This is a genomic window from Streptomyces sp. NPDC107765 (assembly GCF_055657085.1).
In genome coordinates this window covers 144,655-165,115 of sequence record NZ_JBVKBL010000001.1, presented here as the reverse complement: position 1 = coordinate 165,115, position 20,461 = coordinate 144,655, and the positions used below count along the sequence as shown (strand labels likewise).

The 20,461-nt window shown below is 69.3% G+C and carries 15 protein-coding genes and 1 pseudogene; 6 read left to right on the top strand and 10 right to left on the bottom strand.

All coding sequences use genetic code 11. The features are described 5' to 3' along the window. Positions 1-76 precede the first annotated feature (76 nt). Together ACZ7MX_RS00810 and ACZ7MX_RS00805 are read left to right on the top strand one after the other, a co-directional pair. Positions 77-1,480: a glutathionylspermidine synthase family protein gene (locus ACZ7MX_RS00810; RefSeq protein ID WP_472127986.1), complete on the top strand. Its 1,404-nt coding sequence runs from the start codon at positions 77-79 to the stop codon at positions 1,478-1,480. Positions 1,481-1,489: 9 nt separating this feature from the next. Further along, positions 1,490-2,929, top strand: coding sequence for an MFS transporter (locus ACZ7MX_RS00805; protein ID WP_472127984.1), 1,440 nt, complete (start codon positions 1,490-1,492; stop codon positions 2,927-2,929). A gap of 245 nt (positions 2,930-3,174) precedes the next feature. On the opposite strand, the gene ACZ7MX_RS00800 is transcribed toward ACZ7MX_RS00805, so the two are convergent. From ACZ7MX_RS00800 to sbnA, 5 genes are read right to left on the bottom strand one after another with little or no spacing between them, the layout of a single operon-like run. Then, a complete protein-coding gene (locus ACZ7MX_RS00800) occupies positions 3,175-8,106 on the bottom strand; it encodes an amino acid adenylation domain-containing protein (protein ID WP_472127982.1) in 4,932 nt (1,643 codons plus the stop codon). 13 nt (positions 8,107-8,119) lie between these two features. Further along, the gene (locus tag ACZ7MX_RS00795) at positions 8,120-8,857 is read right to left on the bottom strand and encodes a thioesterase II family protein (protein WP_472127980.1); all 738 of its coding nucleotides are present in this window, start codon (positions 8,855-8,857) and stop codon (positions 8,120-8,122) included. After that, entirely contained in the window at positions 8,854-9,063 is a 210-nt protein-coding gene (locus tag ACZ7MX_RS00790) for an MbtH family protein (RefSeq protein WP_472127978.1), read from the bottom strand. The genes ACZ7MX_RS00795 and ACZ7MX_RS00790 overlap by 4 nt, the downstream gene beginning before the upstream one ends. A 3-nt stretch (positions 9,064-9,066) precedes the next feature. Beyond that, positions 9,067-10,062, bottom strand: a complete 996-nt coding sequence (gene sbnB, locus ACZ7MX_RS00785) for a 2,3-diaminopropionate biosynthesis protein SbnB (RefSeq protein ID WP_472129236.1) — start codon at positions 10,060-10,062, stop codon at positions 9,067-9,069. A gap of 38 nt (positions 10,063-10,100) precedes the next feature. Next, entirely contained in the window at positions 10,101-11,117 is a 1,017-nt protein-coding gene (gene sbnA / locus ACZ7MX_RS00780) for a 2,3-diaminopropionate biosynthesis protein SbnA (RefSeq protein WP_472127976.1), read from the bottom strand. Between the two features lie 495 nt (positions 11,118-11,612). Between sbnA and ACZ7MX_RS00775 the strand changes: the two genes are divergently transcribed. Then, the gene (locus ACZ7MX_RS00775) at positions 11,613-12,086 is read left to right on the top strand and encodes a VOC family protein (RefSeq protein ID WP_472127974.1); all 474 of its coding nucleotides are present in this window, start codon (positions 11,613-11,615) and stop codon (positions 12,084-12,086) included. A 30-nt stretch (positions 12,087-12,116) separates the two neighbouring features. Next, complete coding sequence (locus ACZ7MX_RS00770) at positions 12,117-12,476, top strand: UBP-type zinc finger domain-containing protein (RefSeq protein WP_472127973.1); 360 nt, start codon at positions 12,117-12,119, stop codon at positions 12,474-12,476. A 109-nt stretch (positions 12,477-12,585) separates the two neighbouring features. Here ACZ7MX_RS00770 and ACZ7MX_RS00765 read toward each other — a convergent pair whose 3' ends face one another. The 5 genes from ACZ7MX_RS00765 to ACZ7MX_RS00745 form a co-directional block, all read right to left on the bottom strand. After that, entirely contained in the window at positions 12,586-13,521 is a 936-nt protein-coding gene (locus tag ACZ7MX_RS00765; RefSeq protein ID WP_472129235.1) for a DUF5996 family protein, read from the bottom strand. Between the two features lie 126 nt (positions 13,522-13,647). Beyond that, positions 13,648-14,910, bottom strand: a complete 1,263-nt coding sequence (locus ACZ7MX_RS00760) for a hypothetical protein (RefSeq protein ID WP_472127972.1) — start codon at positions 14,908-14,910, stop codon at positions 13,648-13,650. Between the two features lie 98 nt (positions 14,911-15,008). Then, a complete protein-coding gene (locus ACZ7MX_RS00755) occupies positions 15,009-15,443 on the bottom strand; it encodes a VOC family protein (RefSeq protein WP_472127970.1) in 435 nt (144 codons plus the stop codon). Positions 15,444-15,736: 293 nt separating this feature from the next. Beyond that, complete coding sequence (locus tag ACZ7MX_RS00750) at positions 15,737-17,143, bottom strand: FAD-binding oxidoreductase (protein WP_472127968.1); 1,407 nt, start codon at positions 17,141-17,143, stop codon at positions 15,737-15,739. A 455-nt stretch (positions 17,144-17,598) separates the two neighbouring features. After that, on the bottom strand, positions 17,599-18,471 hold the full coding sequence (locus ACZ7MX_RS00745) for an aldo/keto reductase (protein WP_472127966.1): 873 nt from the start codon (positions 18,469-18,471) through the stop codon (positions 17,599-17,601). A gap of 335 nt (positions 18,472-18,806) precedes the next feature. On the opposite strand from ACZ7MX_RS00745, the gene ACZ7MX_RS00740 reads away from it, so the two are divergent. Together ACZ7MX_RS00740 and ACZ7MX_RS00735 are read left to right on the top strand one after the other, a co-directional pair. Continuing rightward, positions 18,807-19,688, top strand: coding sequence for an LLM class F420-dependent oxidoreductase (locus ACZ7MX_RS00740; RefSeq protein WP_472127964.1), 882 nt, complete (start codon positions 18,807-18,809; stop codon positions 19,686-19,688). Between the two features lie 115 nt (positions 19,689-19,803). Continuing rightward, a pseudogene (locus tag ACZ7MX_RS00735) lies at positions 19,804-20,445 on the top strand (histidine phosphatase family protein); the annotation flags it as partial. Positions 20,446-20,461: the final 16 nt, after the last annotated feature.

The window sequence follows — 20,461 nt, the reverse complement described above, 5'->3', positions numbered from 1 at the left end:
GCGCCGAAGACCGGGGTGAAACAATGAACCCTGCGGGCCGAGGGGCCCGGTCGCCATCGAGCAGAGCGGAGACTTCATGTCGGCGGAGCGGGTAACGGCCCAGTACAACGAGGAGTTCAGCACACCGGGCAGCGACTTGCCAACGGTCGCCCAGCACGTCAAGAACTTCCCGACGCTCGCACCTTGGCATGGCGAGTATTTGGCCAGACCCCTCTTCGTCGCCGAGCGTGAGATTCGCGATTTCGGCGATGACCTGCAACACCTCCTCACAATGCTTCTTTCCTTGCCGGACCGGATGTTCGGCGGTGATCTGGAAGCATTTCGCTCGGTGCTGGGCATCAGCGACGGCCACTGGGAAGCGATACGGCAGTTCGGTGACGTACTGCCACCCCACTATGGCCGGGCCGACATGTATCACGACGGCACCTCATTCAAACTCCTTGAGTTCAATCTGGGGAGCGAGGCCGGCGGCTGGGGCCTCGCGGGTGAAATCTCCCGGGCGACGATGGAGGTCGACGCCTTTGCGGCCTTCGCGCGCCGGAATCGGCTGGGTTACGTGCATCCCGCTCGCGCCGCGGTGGAGGCGCTGCGCCGCTTCGGCGCCCGGGTGGCACCCGGGCGCGAGCCGGTGGTGGCCCTGCTGGAATGGCGTGGCGGTCTGGCGGACTACGGCGCCGCCTGGCTCAACGACCTGTCCGCACTGCGCTGGGCGGGCCTCGACATCCGGATGGCCGAGGTCTCCGACGTGCACGAACGCGGCGGGGCGCTCTACCTCGGGGACACGAAGATCGACGTGGTCTACCGCGGCTTCGTCCCGGACCAGATCGCCGAGGAACCCGACGGCTGGGACCTGGTCGCGCCCCTGCTGCGTGCACACCGGGCGGGCGGGACGCTGCTGTGGACGCCGCTTTCCAGCAACATGCTCGCGAACAAGGCATGTATGGCGCTGCTTTCGGACCCGAAGTGGCGGCGCAACTTCACCGCGGACGAGGGCCGGCTCATCGACCGGGTGCTGCCCTGGACCCGGCTGATCAACACTGACGCGCTCAAGACCGACACCGACCTCTTCGACGCATGCCTGGAGCGGCGCGATCAGTTGATCCTGAAGGTCAACGCGCGCGGCGGCGGAGTCGGCGCCGTGGTGGGATGGGAAACGGACGACGCCACGTGGCGGCGGGCTCTGGAGGACTCCGCCGCCGAAGGATGTGTCGTACAGCAGAGAGTGATCCCCCGGCCTGAGCTGGTCGTGGACCCGGTATCCGGGAAAACCGAGGAATGGCATGCGGCCTATGGCATGTTCTACACCCCGCAAGGTTGTGCAGGAGTATTCGGCAAGCTGGTGCCGGCCGGTTCGGGCGGCATCATCTCCGTCCTGTCGCATGCCAAGGCGCGCAGCGCGGCCGTCTTCCATAAGAGCGAGCTGCCCGTCTGGGGCGAAGTGCCTGCCGTGGGCGAATTGCCGGCCGATGCAGCGAAGTAAAGAGAAGTCATGATGCCGCAGCATTCCCCGGCGCCCTCGGCGTGGCGGCGGATCCAGTCGGCCTGGGGTCTGCCGGACCTCGCGGGAAAAGGCCGATTCGTCACGGCCAATCTGATCGACAGCCTGGGAAACGGGTTGGTGACGGCGTTCATCGTCGTCTTCTTCGTGAAGACGACGTCGCTGTCGCTGGTCGCCGTCGGCGCCGCGCTGACCGCCGGCCAGCTGCTCGTCCTGCCCTTTCCGCTCTTCATCGGGCGCCTGTTGGACGCCTACGGTCCGCGCACCGTGGTCGCCGTGGGCAACTGGGTTTCGGTGGCCGGATTCATCGGTTTCCTGTTCTCGCACGCGGCCTGGCAGATCGTGCTGTGGCAGTTCGTGGTGCAGCTGGGTTCCACCGCCTTCTGGATGGGCAGCAGTCCGCTCACCGTGCTGGTCGCCCGGGGCGTCGAGCGGGCCCGCTGGTTCGGCTTCGTCCGTGCCCTGCGCAATGTCGGCGTCGGTTTTGGCGGCGCCGCGTCCGCGGTGGCCCTGAGCATCGGAACCGTCGCTGGGCTGCGGGCGGTCATGGTGATCAACGTGGTCACCTTCGCCGTCGCAGGCTGGCTGGTGATCACCTTGCGGGGCGCGGACACGAGCGAGGTGGCCGGCGCCGGGCCCGCGGATCCGAAGCCCGCGGAGTCGAAGCCTGCCGAGCGGAAACCCACCGAGCCGAAACCCGCCGAGCCGAAACCCGCCGAGCCGAAACCTGCCGAGCCGGAGCAGGCGGCCGGCGAAACCACCGGACAACCCTCGGGCGGCTACCGCACCGTGCTGAAGGACACTCGGTATCTGCGGCTGGTCGCGACGAACATTTCCTTCGTCTTCGCCTCCACGGTGATCACGGTGCTGCTCGCCGTCTACGCGGCGGACAACCTCGATGTCGGCTCCTGGATCGTCGGCGTGCTCATCGTGCTGAACACGGCCATGGTCGCGCTGCTCCAGACGCTCGCCAGCCGGTGGATCGAGGCCCGCAGGCCGGTGACGGTGCTGGTGCTGGCCCTGCTGCTCAACGCGGCGGCGTTCGTCGTCTTCGGCATGCTGCTCGTGCTGCCCGGCTGGGCGGTGATCGCCGGGCTGCTGATCGCGATGGTGCTCTACACGGTGGCCGAGATCCTCAGCTCGCCGCCGACCAGCGAACTGAGCGTGGTGATGACGCCCGAGCATCTGCGGGGCCGCTATCTGGCCGTCTACCAGCTGTCCTGGTCGATCGGCAGTGCCGTCGCCCCGGCGCTGCTCACCGCGCTGTTGGAGGGCGGTGCGGCGTTGCCCTGGGTGTTCCTCACCGCGATCAGCGTGCTGGCCGTACCGCTGGCCCTCGGGCTCGACCGGCGGCCCGCGGCCACGAGCCAGGCCGCACCGGCCGGGGACGTCGCCCCCGTGGAGCACCTCGACGGCGACCCCGTCGGCTGAGCCTGCCCACGCCTGTCGAGCGCGCACCGCGCTCAACGCCGACCGCCGCCCGGCAGCACACCGGGCGGCGGTCGGCGTTTGCCATGTCCCTGAGCAGTTGCCGCGTGCCGCACAGTCCCGCCGCCTTGCCTTCGCCGTGTTCTGTGCGCGGACGACGGCGCAACCGCGGTACATGAACGCCTACGCCGGCGCGTGACTCGACGGGTAGGCGTCGACCAGGACGACGCTTGTGCTGTGGGGGCTGCTCATCGCTGTGTGCCCGCCTCCAGGGCCTCGGCGAGGCCCGCGACGGTGGGGTTTCTGAAGACCAGGGCCGGCGAGACCCGGCGCCCGAGTCGCTCGCCGAGCCGGCCCGCGACCGTGGTGATGGTCAACGAGGTGCCGCCGACGTCGAAGAAGTCGTCCTGTGGCCCGAAGTCATCCTCGACGCCCAGGCACTCCCGCCACACTTCGGCGACGAGGAGCTGCTGCTTGGTGACGGCCCGGCGGGTGGCGGGGGCCGGGGCGGACACCGGGCGTGGGTCGGGCAGTGCGTCCCGGTCGACCTTGCCGTTCGGGGTGAGGGGGATCTCGTCGATCACGGTGTAGCTCTGCGGCAGCATGTACGGCGGCAGTTGCTCCGCCAGGTGGGCGCGCAGTTCCGCCGGGTCGGGGGCGGGTCGGCCGGGGTGCTCGGGGATCAGGTAGGCCGCCAGCTGGTCCACACCGGCCCGGGTGCGGCGCACGGCCACCACGCAGTCGGTCAAGGCGGGGTGGCTCTGGAGTGCGGACTCGATCTCGCCGAGCTCGATGCGGAAGCCGCGCACCTTGACCTGGTGGTCGTTGCGGCCGAGGAAGACCAGATTTCCGTCGGGCAGCAGCCGGACCACGTCGCCCGTGGCGTACATACGGGCGCCGGGCTCCGCGGCGTACGGGTCGGGCAGGTACGCCCCGGCCGTGCGGGCCGGCCTGCCGAGATAGCCGCGGCCGACCGCGCTGCCGCCGACGTACAGCTCGCCGCGACAGCCCGGGGCGACCGGGCGCAGCTGCGGGTCCAGTACGTAGAGGTGCGCGTTGTCGGTCGCCCGGCCGAACGGGACGCTCGGGAGATGGCTGTGCCGGTCGAGCAGCTCCTCGGTGATCGGGCAGAACGCCGAGGTGACGGTCGCTTCGGTGGGCCCGTACTCGTTGAAGACCTGGCATCCCGGCGCGATGGAGGACAGGATGCGGCGGGCCACGTCGTGCGGCACGGCCTCGGCGCCGGTGAACACCAGGCGTACGGAGGCGAGTCGGGGAGCGGGATCCGTACCGGACTCCAGCAGGATCCGCATCTGCGAGGGCGTCGCGTTGAGCGTGGTGATACCGCGCTCGGCGACCTCCCGCAGGAACTCCTCGGGGTCGTAGGCGGCGGTGGGGCTCGCCAGGTGCAGTTCGGCGCCGGACACCAGGCACTGGAAGATTTCCCAGACCGAGTTGTCGAACGCCACCGAGTGGTTGAGCAGGGCCCGGTCCCGCCCGGTGAGCCGGCACAGCCGCTGGTTCCACTCCAGGAACCCGGTGATGTTGGCGTGGGTGATCGCGACGCCCTTGGGGTTGCCGGTCGAGCCGGACGTGTAGATCACGTAGGCGAGGTGGTGCGGTTGTGCCTCCTCGGCCGGCCCGGGGTCCCCGGGTTCCTGGTCCACCGCCACCAGCCGCACGCCGTCGCCGAACAGGGCCGAGGTGGGGTGTCCCGGATCCGCGACGACCAGGCGTACGCCCGAGTCGGCCAGCAGGTACTGCAGCCGGTCCGCCGGGTAGCCGGGGTCGAGCGGGACATAGGCGCCGCCCGCCTTCAGCACGCCCAGCAGGGCGACCACCAGCTCCACCGAGCGTTCCAGGCAGACACCGACCAGGCTTTCGGGGCGCACGCCCCCGGCCCGCAGCTCCCGGGCCAGGGCCGAGGCCCGCGCGTCGGTCTCGGCGAACGTCAGCGACCGGCCGTCGCCCACCACGCAGACCGCGTCCGGGGTGGTCCGCACCTGGCGGTCCCACAGGCGGACCAGGGTGGTCGGCTCGGGCAGCGGCTCGGCCCGGTTGCCGAGGGAGAGGGCGCGCAACTCATCGGCCGAGACGATCTCCAGCTCGGACAGGTGGGCCGTGGCGCCGGACAGCATCTGCTCGATCACCCGCAGGAAGTGCCGGCCGAGGCCCCGGACGAAGTCCGCGTCGAACAGGTCGGTGGCGTACTCGACGGAGATGCTGAGGTCACCGGCCCCGGCGGCGTGGTCCGTCACGTCGAAGGCGAGGTCGAAGCGGGCGGTGCCGAGCCGTCCCTCCAGCTCCTTGCGGTCGTACAGCTCGGTGAGGTGACCGGCCCTGGGCTCCTCGTGCAGGGCGAACAGCACCTGGAAGAGCGGGTTGCGGCTCAGGTCGCGCTCCGGGCTCAGCTGCGCCACCAGCTTCTCGAAGGGCAGCTCCTGGTGCGCGTACGCCTGCCGCGCGACCTCGCGGACCCGGCCCAGCAGCTCGCGCCAGGTCGGGTCGCCGGACAGGTCGGTGCGCAGGACGACGGTGTTCACGAAGTAGCCGACCACGTCGTCCAGTTCGGGGTGCGGCCGGCCGCCTGCCAGGGTGCCGACGGCGACATCGCTCTCGTCGGCGTACCGGCCGAGCAGCACCTGCAACGGGGCCAGCAGACCCATGAACAGGGTGACGCCCTCGGACCGGCACAGCATGCGCAGCCGGTGCGCCAAGTCGGCCGGGACGCGCAGCAGTTCGCGGCGGCCGCGGTGGCTCGCGACGGCCGGCCGGGGTCGACTGGTGGGCAGCTCCAGGACGGGCACGCCGGACAGCCGGGTGCGCCAGTGGTCGAGCAGCCGTTCCAGCTCGGCGCCGGTGAGTCGCGCGCGCTGCCAGGCCGCGTAGTCGGCGTACGTCACGGGCAGCGGTGCCGGGGCGGGACGGCGGCCGGCGGCGAGCTCGGTGTAGAGCTCGCCCAGTTCCCGCACCAGCAGGTCGACCGATGCGCCGTCGCAGGCGATGTGATGGATCGTCAGCAACGTGATGTCGCGACTCGGGGTGCGCAGCACGTCCGCGCGCAGCAGCGGTGGGCAGTCGAGGGCGAAGGGGGCGCGGATCAGCTCGGTCACCAGCGCGTCCAGGTCCGCCTCGGCGACCTCGGTGCGGCGCAGCGGCACCGGTCCCGGCTCGCGCAGTTCGGGGCGGGCCCGGCCGGCGACGGCGACGAGGGCCGTGCGCAGCGCCGGGTGCCGCTGCACCAGCGCGGACAGGCAGTCCTGCAGCAGCGTCAGGTCGACGCGCCCGCCGGGCAGGCCCAGGGCGACCGGCAGGTGGTAGGCGGGCACCGAGTCGTTGAGCTGCTCGAAGAACCAGATCCGCTCCTGACCGAAGGAGAGTTCGGCGGTCACGGCCGTGGGGATCGGCTTCTCGTCCGAGGGCGCCACGCCGTCCAGGGCGGCGGCGAGCCTGGCGGGTGTCGGATGGGCGAAGACCGACTGGGCGTCGACCGGCACGCCGAGCTCCGCACGCAGCCGGGCCACGGCCCGTACCGCGGTGAGCGACTGGCCGCCCAGGCCGAAGAAGTCGTCGTACGGGGACACGTCGTCGAGCCCGAGCACCTCGGCCCACACGCGGCGCACCGCCGCGGTGTGCGGCGGCAGCGGGGCATCGTCGGGCACCGGCCCGCTCGCCCGGACCGGGCTGTGCGGGATCCGCCGCACGGCGCCGCGGTCGGCCTTGCCCGCGGGGGTGCGGGGCAGGGCGTCGAGCACCGCGTAGCCCTGGGCCACCATGTGGGTGGGCAGCCGCTGCGCGAGGTGGTCACGGACCTGGCGGGGCAGGTCCTCGGATGCGCTCCGCGCGTCGTGCGCGGGCACGAGGTACGCCACCAACTGGTCGCCGCCGGCTGCCTCGCGGTCGACGAGGACCACCGCGTCCGTGACGAGGGGGTGGCTGCGCACACAGGCCTCGATCTCGCCGAGCTCGATGCGGAAGCCGCGCACCTTGACCTGGTGGTCGTTGCGTCCCAGCACCTCCAGCATGCCGTCGGCGGACCACCGGGCGAGGTCACCGGTCCGGTACAGGCGCCCGGAGGTGTCCCCGAACGGGTCGGGCACGAACCGGTCGGCGGTCAGCGCGGGCCGGTTGAGGTAGCCGCGCGCCACGCCCGCGCCGCCGATCCACAGCTCGCCGGTGACTCCTGGGCCGACCTCCCGCCCACCCTCGTCGACGACGTACAGCCGGGTGCTGGACAGGGCCGTGCCGACCGTGACCCGGTCGGCCACGGCGTCGATGCGGGCGGCGGTGGCCCACACCGTCGCCTCGGTCGGCCCGTACAGGTTCCACAGGGTGCCGCCGGTGGCGAGCAGATCGCGGGCCAGCTGCGGATCGAGCGGCTCACCGCCCGACAGCAGTACCCGGCCGTGCCCGTCCGTCCACCCGGATGCCAGCAGCATCCGCCAGGTGGTGGGGGTCGCCTGGACGACGCTCACACCCGCCTCGGCGAGGGTGGCGGCCAGCAGCTCGGGGTCGGTGTTGGCGGCGCGCGGGGCCATCACCACCGTCGCTCCCCGGGTCAGCGGCAGGAACAGCTCCAGTATCGAGATGTCGAACGACAGCGGGGTCAGCGCGAGGACCCGGTCGTCCGCCCCGAGGCCGGGGCGTTCGGCCACACTCCGCAGGAACGAGGCGAGCGCCGCGTGGTCGACGGCCACGCCCTTGGGCAGGCCGGTCGAACCGGAGGTGTAGATGACGTAAGCCAGGTGGTGCGGGTGTACCACCGGGGCCACCGGTGCGGCCGGTTCCGCGGGGAGGTCCTCGACCAGCAGGACGTCGGCCACGCCGGACGCCAGGGCCTGTGCGCGGTGGTCCGCGTCGCACAGCCACAGCCCGGCCCCGGAGTCGATGGTCATGTGCCGCAGCCGGTCGGCCGGGTAGCTCGGGTCGAGGGGCAGGTACGCGGCGCCCGACTTCAGGATGCCGAGCAGGGCCACGACCATCTCGACCGAGCGGCCGAGACACACGCCGACCAGGTGCTCCGGTCCGATGCCGCGTGCCTGCAGCTCGGCGGCGAGTGCCGTGGCCCGGCGGTCCACGTCGGCGTAGGTGGCGCGGTGTGCTCCCGCGACGACGGCGACCGCGTCGGGTGTCGCGGCTGCCTGCTGCTCCCACAGTGCGACCAGGGTGGTCGGCGCCATGAACGATCCTTTCTCAGCCCCGTGCGGGGAAGGTGCGCGTGATCGTCTCCGCCAGCTGTCGTTCCGAGCCGCGGACATACAGGTGGGGGGCGCCCGGGAACAGGTGCAGTGCGAAGTCGGCCGAGGTGTGCTTGCGCCAGTCGGCGAGCTCCGTCCCGTTGACGCTGTCGTCGTCCGCGCCGGCCAGAACGGTCAGGGGACAGGGCAGGGGTGCCTCGGCCCGGTGCTGGTACGTCTCGCACAACGTCAGGTCCGCACGCAGCAGCGGCAGCAGCAGCTCCTGCAACTCGGGGTCCACGCCGTCGAATTCGGCGGTGGCGAGCAGCTCGTCGTCCGGCAGCGTGTGCCGCGGGTCGCGGTCCGGCAGACCAGGGGCGCGCATGCCCGACAGGAACAGGCGGTCAGGCAGGCGCGTGCCGAATGCACGGAGCCGCCGGGCCGTCTCGAAGGCGACCAGGGAGCCCATGCTGTGCCCGAAGAAGGCGTACGGCAGGTCCGTGTGGTCCGCGATGAGCGGCGCGAGCGCGGCCACGGCCTCGTCCAGGGACGTCAGGGCCGGTTCGGAGAACCGGGTCTCCCGGCCGGGCAACTGGACCGTACAGACTTCGACGGTGTCCGGCAGGTACGCCGCCAGCCGGTAGGCGGAGGCGCCGGCTCCGGCGTGCGGGAAGACGAACAGGCGTCGCTGCGCGGTGCGTTCACGGTTGCCGAGGCCGCGCAGCCAGGCCGCTGCGAGGTCAGCGGCCGTCATCGTGACGCTCGCACGGAGCGTGGGGTCAGCTCGGTCCACACCTGCTCGATGTGGTCCAGGCACTCCTGGCGGGTGCCCTGCGCGCCGGTGGCGTTCCAGCCGGCGGGCAGGGCACGATCGGCGAACCAGACCGAGTACTGCTCCTCGTGGTTCACCACGACGACGTACCGGTCCTCGGCGGGGCGCGGGGTGGATGAGGCGCTCATGCGTCAGACCCCCACCCCGGTGAAGAAGTCGCTCTCGCGGCGGCCCCGGCCCGCGGCGACCACCCGGTCGTGCACCCATTTGCCGACGGCGAGGTCGAGTACGCCGAGACCGAACGGCGAGAAGATCGCCGGGCGTCCGGGGTCCCGGCGCAGCCGCCCGCGCAGCAGGTCGCCGAGGGTGCCGTCGATGAACTCCCGGTTGCCGGTGCGCTGTTCGGTCAGGTGCAGCGAGGTGCGCTCGCGTACGGCGTGGTCGACGTCGTCGGTGACGTTCTGGGCGGCGAGGATCATCTCGGGGGCGAGGTCGCGCAGGGACAGGTGCAGGACCACCGGGTTGTGGGCCAGCAGCCGGGGATCGTGCAGGTGCGGTTCGCCGGCCACGGTGGTCAGCACCACCAGGTCGCAATCGGTGAACGCGTCCTCCACCGCGTCGGCGACCACGATCTCGGCCTCGGTGTGTTCGGCCATGCCGGCGCCGAAGCGGCCCGCCGCCGCCGGGTCGAGGTCGAAGAGCCGGAAGCCGCCGATCTCCCAGTCGAGATCACGCAGGAACCGCCACACGTGCTGGGCGATCAGACCCGTCCCCACGATGCCGACCCGGCGGGCACGTCGCGCGCCGAGCAGCGTCTGCGCGCCGAGCACCGCGGAGGCCGCGGTCCGCGTCGCCGAGACGATCGAGGACTCCATGCAGGCGAACGGGTAGCCGGTGACGCAGTCGTTGAGGATCAGCGTGGCCGAGGCGCGGGGGATTCCGTGCTGGGTGTTGTCCGGAAAGCTGGCGATCCACTTGTTGCCCGCGACCTCGAACTCCCCGCCCAGATAGGCGGGCAGGGAGATGATGCGCGACCGGTTCTGGTGCGGGAAGCGCAGGAACGAGCTGTGCGGGTTCGAGCTCTGTCCGGCGTCGTGCGCGAGGTAGGCGGCACGGACGACCTCGATGAGCTCCGGACGGTGACGGTCCGTCTCGGCGGCGACGTCGCCCGCGCCGATCACGGTCATGGGCGGTGGGGCCAGGGTGGACACGGGGTGGTTCTCCTTCAATTGACGGCCAGGGCTTCGACGCCGGCGGGCTGTACCGCTTCCGCACGCAGCTGCTGGACCCACGCGGGGTCGTAGACGGTCCGGGCGTAGGCATGGCCGCGGTCGGCGGCGATGAAGGCGACCCGGGGACGGTGTGCGCCGGGACGGTGACGAGCGAAGTAGTCCTGGACGGCCGCATAGGTGCTGCCGGTCGAACCTCCCGCGTACAAGCCGTACGTGGCGACCAGGGCGCCGCAGGCCTCGACGGCGCGCACTTCGGAGACGATCTCGACCTGGTCGATCAGCGCCTGACCGCACAGCGGCGGCACGATGCTGGAGCCGATGCCGGGGATCCGCCGCTTCTTCGGCGGGCCTCCGAAGATCACCGAGCCTTCGGTGTCGACCGCGACGACCACGCAGCCCGGGTACGTTTCCTTGATCCGGTGGGAGAGCCCGGCGATCGTGCCGCCCGTGCCCACACCGACGAAGAGGTAGTCGAGCGGGCCGGCCTGCGCGATCAATTCGCCCGCGGTGAAGCGGTAATGCGCGTCGCGGGCATCCGGATTGGCGTACTGGTTGGGCCAATAGGCCGAGTCGAGTTCGACCAGCAGTTCCTGCACCCGGGACAGCCGGGTCTTCAGGTAGCTGCCTGCCGCATCACGGAGGGAAACCTTCTCCACCCGCCCGCACAGCTGCCGGAGTTGGGCCTCGGTGGCCTCGTTGCAGTTCGGATCGATGACCGGGACGAACGAGATGCCGAGCATGCGGCAGTAGAAAGCCAGGGCCAGCGCGAAATTGCCGGACGAGGACTCGACCACCGTGGTGTCGTGCGCTATCTCGCCGCGACCGATTGCCTGTTCCAGAATCCACAGTGCCGAACGGTCCTTGGTACTTCCGGCGGGATTGCAGAATTCCAGCTTGGCGACGATGTCGCACTGCTCGTCCGCCAGAGGAATCAGCGGGGTTCCCGTGAGGCCCCGGCGGATTTGCCTTGTCCGTTCGCTCAGAAATTGATCAGCACGCCTGTGGAGCATGGGCCGAGTGTGGCACGGGGTCGATCGAGGCGGCTCAACCGCGACTCAAGTGCGGTGCGGCAAAAGCCTGTCGGGGCGGGGGAGGGGCTCTTCATCGTGAGGGGTTCACCGCATGCTCTGCCCGTGCGGGAGAACGTCGATGGGCAACTGCCGGCATGGGCCGGCATGGCGAGGGTGATGTGCCGGTAGCCGCCGATGCGGCGGCGGAGGAGGGGGGAAGTAGGCGATCTCATCGGGCTTGGCGATACCGCGGCGGGCAAGCGTCCAGCGCTGCCGGGCGGCGGCCCCGTCGTAGAGCCGTGGCCCTCTGGCGCCGTCGCCTTTCCCGCGGCTCGGTGTCCCGTACGTGATCATGTCCGCTGAAAGAAATGCCTCTGACAGCGAGAATGAGGATTGTCGAGGTCTTTGTTCCCACACCAGCCGGAGACATTTCCCGGGTGAAGAGGCGCACCGGCTGAGAATGCCGCACGGCCATGCGCGCCATACGCTCGACATATGTCCGATGTCACGTCCACCGGCGCCACAGCCGACGACCTTCCTGCACCGACCGAGGGCCTGGTGCTCACGCACTTCCTCACGGTCAGCGATGTCCCTCGCTCGCGGGCGTTCTACGCCGACGTACTGGGTGGAAAGGTGGTGCTGGACGAAAACCCCTGCATCGTCAAGATCGCCAACAGCTGGATCATCATGAATCCGGGCGGCGGGCCCACCGACGACAAACCCGATGTCGTCCTGCGCACACCGGAGGACCCCCACACCGTCTCCAGCTTCCTGAACGTGCGGGTGGCGGACATCCGCGACTTCTACGCCACGGCGAGCGCCAAAGGGGCCGAGTTCCTCACCCCGCCCATCGACCGCCGCGCCGAGCTGCGCTGCTACATGCGCGATCCGGACGGCTACCTCATCGAGGTGGGCCAGGCCACCGGGCTGCTCCAAGGCATCCTGGCGCGCACCGGCACCGAAACCTGACGACGGCGCCTCATCAGGGAGGCATCCCTCATGCCACACGAACAGATCCCAGGCATCGATCCGACCGTCACTCCCAGCGGAGAAGGCTGCGTGGAGTGCATGGCGGGCGATGGACCGGGGTGGTGGTTCCACCTGCGGCGCTGCGCGGCGTGCGGGCATATCGGCTGCTGCGATTCCTCACCCTCGCAGCACGGAACGAAGCACGCGCGCGAGGCCGGACACCCCTTCCTGACCAGCTTCGAACCAGGAGAGAGCTGGTTCTGGAATATCGAGACCGACCAGTACTACGACGGGCCGGAGCTGGCCCCGCCCCTCGCGCACCCGGCCTCGCAGCCCACTCCGGGCCCCCGTGACAAGGTCCCTGGGGACTGGGAGCGGCAGCTCCGCTGACCGCGTCCCTGGGGACTGGCAGCTCCGCTGACCGCGCTCGATCGTTGGACTTCCCGGTCCGTTCGTGCGACTTCCCGGCCCGACGTTCGTTGGACTTTCCGGTCCGGGGTCAGATCTGCCGGACCGGGTCCGTGATGCCTCCGGGGCACGCGAGCGCCGCGATGTCCCATCCGGCGCGTCCGGCCCCGGCCCGGTAGGCGCTTTCGTAGAAGGTGCGGACGGCGGCACGGGGATCGGTCTCGCCGCGGGCCGCGTCGTAGCGCAGCACGGCCAGGTGACTGTTGCCGCGCGGGACCCATTGCGCGGACGCGGGGCTGAGCGGCTCCCCGGCCAGGCCGGCGGGCTCGGGAGCGGTGTAGGAGTAGAAGGCGGGCTCGGGGAAGGTATCGTCGCCGAACCAGAAGCCGAAGCTGATCACTTCCTGGGAGTACGCCTCCCGGGTAACGGGGTCGGCCTGCCGTGGCTGGTCGATCTGTCGCCCGGAGAACCGGCTGTGGGCGATGTCGAAGGTGTGCCAGAAGTGGTGCACCGGGCTGGTCTTTCCCGAGTAGCCCGCCGCGAACTCCTCCAGCGCGGACGCCACCTGGCTCAGGACCCGCCAGTAGCGGTTGGCGGCCACGGGATCGTAGGTCGCGTGCTCGGTGTCCTGGGCGAACGGCCGGCCGGCGTCGGGCAGGTCGAAGGGCCTGGGAATGGCGATGTCCACGCGGACGCCCAGCGCGGCCAGAGCGGCCAGGGTCGCGTCGTGGAAGGACGCGACGGACTGGCCCGGAAGCGGGAAGGACCGCTCTTCGCCGTCCAACGTCGCGACGATGAGCCGGTGGTCGACGAAGTCGAAGTCGATCGTGAAGATCGGATTCCCGTCGACCTGACCCATCGGACGCGTGGTGATGCCACGCCCCGTGACATGGAACGGGACGTTCCACCAGTGGTTGCGCCGGGCGCTGGCCGCCAGGCGGATCTTGCCGATGATCTGAGCGAAGCGGTGCAGTGTCTCCTTGGTGTCCCGCCACTCCGCCAGCGGCATCGGTGGGAACAGCTCCATCACGCTCCCATGATGCCCCCGTGGGCGGCATCCGGCACCCGCGCGCCGGGGGCCGGAGGGGAGCGGTTCAGTCCTCGTCCACCTCAGTCGGCGTCGCCCGCGGTGCTGTTCGCCTCTCACCTGCGGTCACTCATCTGGTCGCACGTTGTTGAGAGCCGCTTGCAGCCGCAGCCAGGCCGGGTCCGTTGGGGTTGCGGTGGTCACGGCTGCCAGATCGTCTGATTCCCAGGTGCGGGCCCCGTCGGTCAGGACAAGGTGCGTTTCCAGCTCGCCGTCCTCAGGGACCTCAGAGGTGGCGTCGAGGAACGCGGTGACTGCGGCTCTCGACGTATCGCGGTCCGTGCTGTGGGTCTTTGCGGAGCCAGCGCGCACGGACAGGAGCACGAGATCCCCTCCACCGTTGGCGATGACGAGCTCGCCGGTCGTCACGGCGCTCAGCCCGGACACCGGGGAACCGGCCAGCACGTCGTGCTCGACCGCGCGCTGACTGTCGAGGTCGACTTCGACGAGAGTCCCCGTCGGGGTTCCGACCCAGAGCACGCCAGGGTGGGCCCCGAACGCAATGTTGTGTCGCGACCAGGCGCGCATCTGCTCAAGCCACTCTTGCGGGTACGGGTAGCCCGGACTGGGTTCGCCGAGAGTTGTCGCCAGCACGCGGTGAAGTGAAGGGACCTCGAATACGTCCAGTGAGTTCTCGTATGCGTTGCCTCGGATCGCCAGATGGCGTCCGTCTGCACTGAAGAGCGGCGTCTGGTAGCCGTCGGCATCCAAGATCAGCGCCCGGCGAAGCACTCGCATCGCAGCAGGCACGGTCTCCTGATCGACCCGCGCGAAGAGTCCGAGCGTCGCGCCTTGATTGCTGTAGAGCGTGGCCACCAAGCCTCCGGCCGGATGCTCCGCCACCCCGGTGTCCCAAGCTGGGCCGGTACCGATAGTTCCCGCAGCGAGGTCGAGGACGTCAGAGCTGTCCCATGCGCTGTCTTCCTCGCCTGACGACGGCGATGCCCACAACGTCTGACCGTCCGGGCTGAATGCCAGACTGCGGTGGCTGGCCGTGGGCGGAAGACCTTCCCGTTCGGAGAGCCCGGCAGGAGTCCACTGCACCACTCTGCCCTCGCTCGCCACCACCAGCAGTGGCTGTTCGGGATGCCATGTCACAGCGGGCGTCCGCTTCGTCCGGTCCCAACCGACGGCATCACCGTAGACAGTCGACTCGGCGCCGACAGAAACGAGTTCGCGCAGCTGCCCTGTCCGGCAGTCCCAGACATGGACTGCCGGACGTTCCGAGTCCAATCCAGCGACCAGGGGAAGCCGCGGATGACATACCAACCGCTCAACAGGACGCCCGCTACTGACTCGCACACGTGCCACAACCTCAACCATCGTCATCCCCACACCGTAGTTCTCGGTGGCTTGTGGCTTGTGGCTCGCGGATCATGGGTCATGCGGCGAGGTAGCGACGAGTGCATGACTCCCGCCCCGTACGCTCAGTCGATACAGAACTCGTTGCCCTCGATGTCCTGCATCGGGATGCACGACTCGTTTTCCTCATCGGCATACAGCGTTTGCACGTGTACTGCGCCGAGCGCGACCAGTCGTGCGCATTCGGCTTCAAGTGCGGCGAGGCGCTCTTCCCCCACGAGTCCCGTGCCGACCCGCACATCAAGGTGCACCCGGTTCTTGACGGCCTTCCCTTCGGGGACGCGCTGGAAGAACAGTCGCGGGCCCACACCTGAGGGATCCATGCAGGCGAACCAGGCATCCCGCTGCTCAGGTGGCTGCGACCGCTTGAAATCCTCCCAAGTGGCAAACCCCTCCGGTGGCGGCGGTACGACGTAACCCAACACCTCGCACCAGAAACGAGCGAGACGCTCCGGTTCTGCGCAGTCAAAGGTGACTTGGAACTTCTTGATCGCTGACATCGGTGCACCGTACCAAGGGGACTTGGGACTCTGCCGCTCATTTCCCCAGAGGGATCCACCCGCATCCCGTCGAGCCCTGGGCCACCGTGGACACCAAGTGATCAAACCGGACAATCCGCGAGAACGACGCGACCTTGGTGTCGGAGGCCATCGGTGGTCCCCAGGATTCGGGCCGGGCCTGACCATCTATCCGACCGAGTAGTCACTGGGTACGAGCACGAGACTGTGGAGACGGTGGGCGACGGCACAGGAAGAGACCGTTCACCCGGGGGCATTCGCTCGGGATGGTTCGCTTACGCCCGGGACAGGCTCTGCGCGAAGTCGAAGACCTGGTCCGGATCATAGTCGTGCGCGACGGAGCGCAGACGTTCCAGGTTCGGGCCGTAGTAGGACCTCCCCCAGTCAGGCAGGTCCGGGTCGATGTAATTGACATAGCCGCCGCTGAAACCGAGGTCCGCCAGCCCCTTCACCACCTGTCCGACACTGCGCGTCACTTCGGCTTCGGAGGCAGCCGTGGCCGTCGCGTAGATCTGGGCCGTGGCGAAAGCGGTGCGGTGCGGGAAGGCGGTCTGCTGGACGTCGACATCGGCCACCGCGCCACCGAGGGCATCGAGGATGAGCGACATGCCGCTGTGGCCGGCGAGCAGGGCGACCACGCCACCCGGATCAGCGGCGGGCGTGGTGAGCACCCGCGACGAGGCGACGAACGACTCCCGGTCGGGCCGGCCGGAGAAGAAGCGCATGGCGTCGAAGTAGTCCCGGGCCTCCACCGTACGGCGGTTGGGCTGAACATCGGCACGCGCGATGAGGCTGTCCAGCAGCGGAGTGCAGGCACTGCGCGGCCCGACGAAGCAGCCGGCCACCCGACAGCTCGGATCGCTGCCACCCGACACATTGAGGTTGGCCCACAACTCCCGAGGCGCCCCGGCGATCCACGATTGCCACGCCGTCATCACCTTGGTCACCGGCACCTTTCCCGCCGGGAACCCGAGCACGAACACGGTCAGCGGCGGAGCCGGATCGGTTGTGAAGGTGAACCGCGTAACGATCCCGAAGTTGCCTCCGCCGCCTCCGCGCAACGCCCAGAACAGGTCGGGGGTGCGAGTGGCGTTGGCTATGAGCGTCCGCCCGTCAGCGGTGATGACCTCTGCCTCCACCAGATGGTCACAGGTGAGCCCGAACTTCCTTTGCAGTACGCCGATCCCGCCCCCCAGAGCCACCCCTGAGATGCCGACCGTGAAGCAGGATCCCCCGGGCAGGCAGCGGTTCGCCCGGCCGAGCCCGCTGTAGACGTCCCGCAGTGACGCACCGGCGCCCACCGCCGCGCTGCCGTCCGCCTGGACCGACACCGTCGCCATACGCCGCAGGTCAAGGACAAGACCGCCGCGCGGCGCCGAATAGCCGACGTAGGAGTGTCCACCGCTCCTGGCGGCCAGCGGCACCCGGTTCGCGGCCGCCAACACCCCCTGACGGACGTCCTCGGCCGACTCGCACTGTGCCACGGCCGCGGGAATGTGATCGTCATTGAGCGGATTGAACAGCTTCCGGGCGTCCTCGAACCCGGGATCTCCCGGCCGCAGCAACGGTCCCTGCATCCGCTGCCGCAGCCCGTCCCAGTCCACCTTGGCCTTGGAGGGGCCGATGGCCTGCGGTGCTTCCCGGGACGCATGGAACAACGGCGCCCGCGCCATGGTCACCATCTCCTCTGCAGCGATCGAGTCCTCTGCAGTAATCGAGGAAGGCCGGTGAGCGCGCCCATTTGGCGTAGATATTTTCACGCTAACACGCAGTAATGACCCCCTCCAGTCGATCAGACACGCAGCCGTTCGCGCCCTCTACCGCAACGAAGCCGCGTCAGAGGCGTCCGACGCTGAGGGGACAGGCCCTGCGGATGCTCGATCGGCCCCCGAGACTTGGTCTCGGGGGCCGATGTCATTGGGCTCCCTGCACGGCGGGGCTCCCTGAGCTGTGACCTGCGTGGATGACTTCTACTGATCCCTCGCCGCGATGGGAAGGGTGTTCTCCGTACGGAGGCAAGAAGCCGCCCCGCACCAGCGCCTGACATGAGCAGCCCGTGTCCCGTCGGGATGCGAGGACGGGGCGGCAACGGCGCGCCAGGCATCCCATCGCGGTCCGCTGACATCGTGCTGGTGGGTCACACGGCGGCAGTCAGGGCGTCGAACTCGTCGTCGGTGAGGGTGATACGAGCGGCCTCGGTGTTTTCCTCCAGGTGGGCGGTCTGGGAGGTGCCTGGGATAGGGAGGATGACCGGGGAGCGGCGCAGCAGCCAGGCGAGGGCCAGTTGGGAGGGACTGACGCCGTACTGTTTGGCGGCGGCGTCGAGCGGACCGCCAGGGCGGGCGAGTTCCCCGGTGGCTATGGGGAACCACGGGATGAAGGCGATGTTCTCGCGCTCGGCGTACTCAAGGACGTCTTCGGCGCTGCGGTTGGCGAGGTTGAACAGGTTCTGCACGGAGGCGATGTCCGTAATCGTGCGGGCCTCCTTGAGCTGCTGGACGGTCACTTCGGAGACGCCGATGTGGTGGATCTTCCCCTCCTGCTGAAGCAGAACGAGCTCGCCCAACTGGTCAGCGAGCGGCACTTTCTCGTCGATACGGTGCAGCTGGTAGAGGCCGATGCGTTCGACGCCGAGGTGGCGCAGGCTCAGCTCCGCCTGCTGACGCAGGTACTCAGGCCGGCCCACGGGGCGCCAGTCGTCGGGGCCGGGGCGGGTCAGCCCGCCCTTGGTGGCGATAAGCAAGTCGTCGGCGTAAGGGTGCAGGGCCTCGCGGATGAGCTGCTCGCTGACGAAGGGGCCGTAGGAGTCGGCCGTGTCGATGAAGTTGATGCCCAGCTCGACGGCGCGGCGCAGCACCCGTATCGCTTCGGCTCGGTCCTTTGGCTCACCCCAGATGCCGGGGCCGGTGAGTTGCATGGCACCGTAACCGAGGCGGTTGACGGTGAGGTCTCCGCCGAGGGCGAAGGTGCCGGAGGCATCTGCCGGGCGGGAGCTGTTCTGGTGGCTCATCTAACTCACTTCTTTCATTGGGGAACCGTGTCGAAGCTGCCCGTCGAACCCACGGGATAATCGGGCTCGAGAGTCCAAGGTCCAGCTGGCGCGCGACTTCTTACCGGCTTATGGGCCGGCGGCGGCCAGGCGGTAGGTGCGGCTCACCGTGCCGTCCAGACTGAGGTGGGCCTTCGGGCGGGTAGTGGTAGGCGGTCGGGCCGTGATGCCGTTGTTCGGGGCGAGTGGGACGAGCACTATCACGTTGTCAAGAAGACCTCATGGATAACTGAATGAGATGATGTCGTCCCCTCCAGCGGGATGACGGGGAAATCGTCGCGTGATATACAGTCATAATGCATTTACAGCGCCCCTTCCGCTTCGGTGTCAACATGTTCGGTCCCGGATCGCGACGCGAGTGGATCGCGAAATGTCGCAGAGCCGAGGAACTCGGTTTCGATGTAGTCGGAGTGGCTGATCACCTCGGGTTCTCCGCGCCGTTGCCAGCAATGGTGCTCGCAGCCGAAGCGACCGAACGGGTGCGGCTGAGTACGTTCGTGTTGAATACCCCGTTCTACAACCCCGTCCTTCTCGCGCGTGACGTGGCGAGCACCGACCAATTCGTCGACGGGCGTATGGAACTCGGGCTCGGCGCAGGCTACGTGAAGGCCGAGTTCGACACCGCGGAGATACCGTTTCCCAGCGGCGGAAAGCGGGTCGAACAGCTGGAACGGACTGTCACCACGTTGCGCCGTCTGTTTGAGGACACGGAATATCTGCCGCGTCCGGCCCAACCGTCCGGGCCACCACTGCTGATTGGGGGCTGGGGCGACCGCCTGCTGCGGCTCGCCGCCACGCACGCCGACATCATCGCCTTCACCGGAGGGTGGGCCAACACCACCGGTGATGTCCTCCACCTGGCCGGAGTCGCGCAGACGGAAGAACGGGTCGCCTACGTGCGTGGCCTACTCGGTGACCGTGCCGACGCCGTGGAGCTGAATGTCATGGTGCAGCAGGTGATTCCGCCCGCCGAACGCGCCGCGATGCCGGAGAGGTTCGAGCCATTGCCGCCCGACGCCGCGGACAGCCCCGAGGAGCTGCCCTCTGTGTTGATCGGCACCCCAACGGAGATGGCGCAACAACTCAAGGAACGCCGCGAACGCTACGGCTTCACCTACTTCACGGTCATGGAATACAACATGGAGAACTTCGCTCCGGTCATCGCCGCGCTCCGTTGATTTACGCAATTCGCCGTAATTGCCGTCAACAAGCGGCGGCTGTGATCGAAAGGGTCACCCGATGCGCACCGTCTCAAGAATTAGTCGTGGAGCGGCCGGCGTGAATTTCTCGCGCGCCGACCAGGGAAGCCCCACGACCCTTATGCTGCTACGCCACGGTGAGACGGCATTGACACCGGAGAAGCGGATATCGGGTAGCGGCGGCTCCGATCCGGCATTGTCGGAGACCGGGCGGCGGCAGGCCGAGGCCGTCGCGAGGATGCTCGCGGCCCGCGGCGCGGTGCAGGCGGTGGTGTCCTCACCGCTGCGCCGAGCCCAGCAGACGGCCGAGACAGCGGCACGACGGCTGGGCCTGGAAGTGCAGGTCGACGATGGGCTCACCGAGGCGGATTTCGGTGTCTGGGAGGGACTTACGTTCGCCGAGGTGCGCGAGCGCTACCCGGACGAGATGGCAGCGTGGCTCGCTTCTCCGGCGGCGGTGCCCGGCGGAACCGGGGAGACGTTCACCTCGGTTGCGCGCCGGGCCGCGCTCTCGCGGGACCGGCTCCTGGCCCGGTACGAGGGGCAGACGGTGTTGGTCGTTTCGCATGTCGGGGTGTTGCGGACGCTGGTTCGGCTGGCGCTGGGCGCGCCGCCCGAGTCGCTGTTCCGGATGGAGCTGTCGGCCGCCTCAGTGTCGGCCGTGGCCTATGACGGGGACGGTAATGCGTCGGTGCAATTGCTCAACAACACCTCGCATCTGGCGGACCATCGCTGACCTCAGCAGCCCAAGG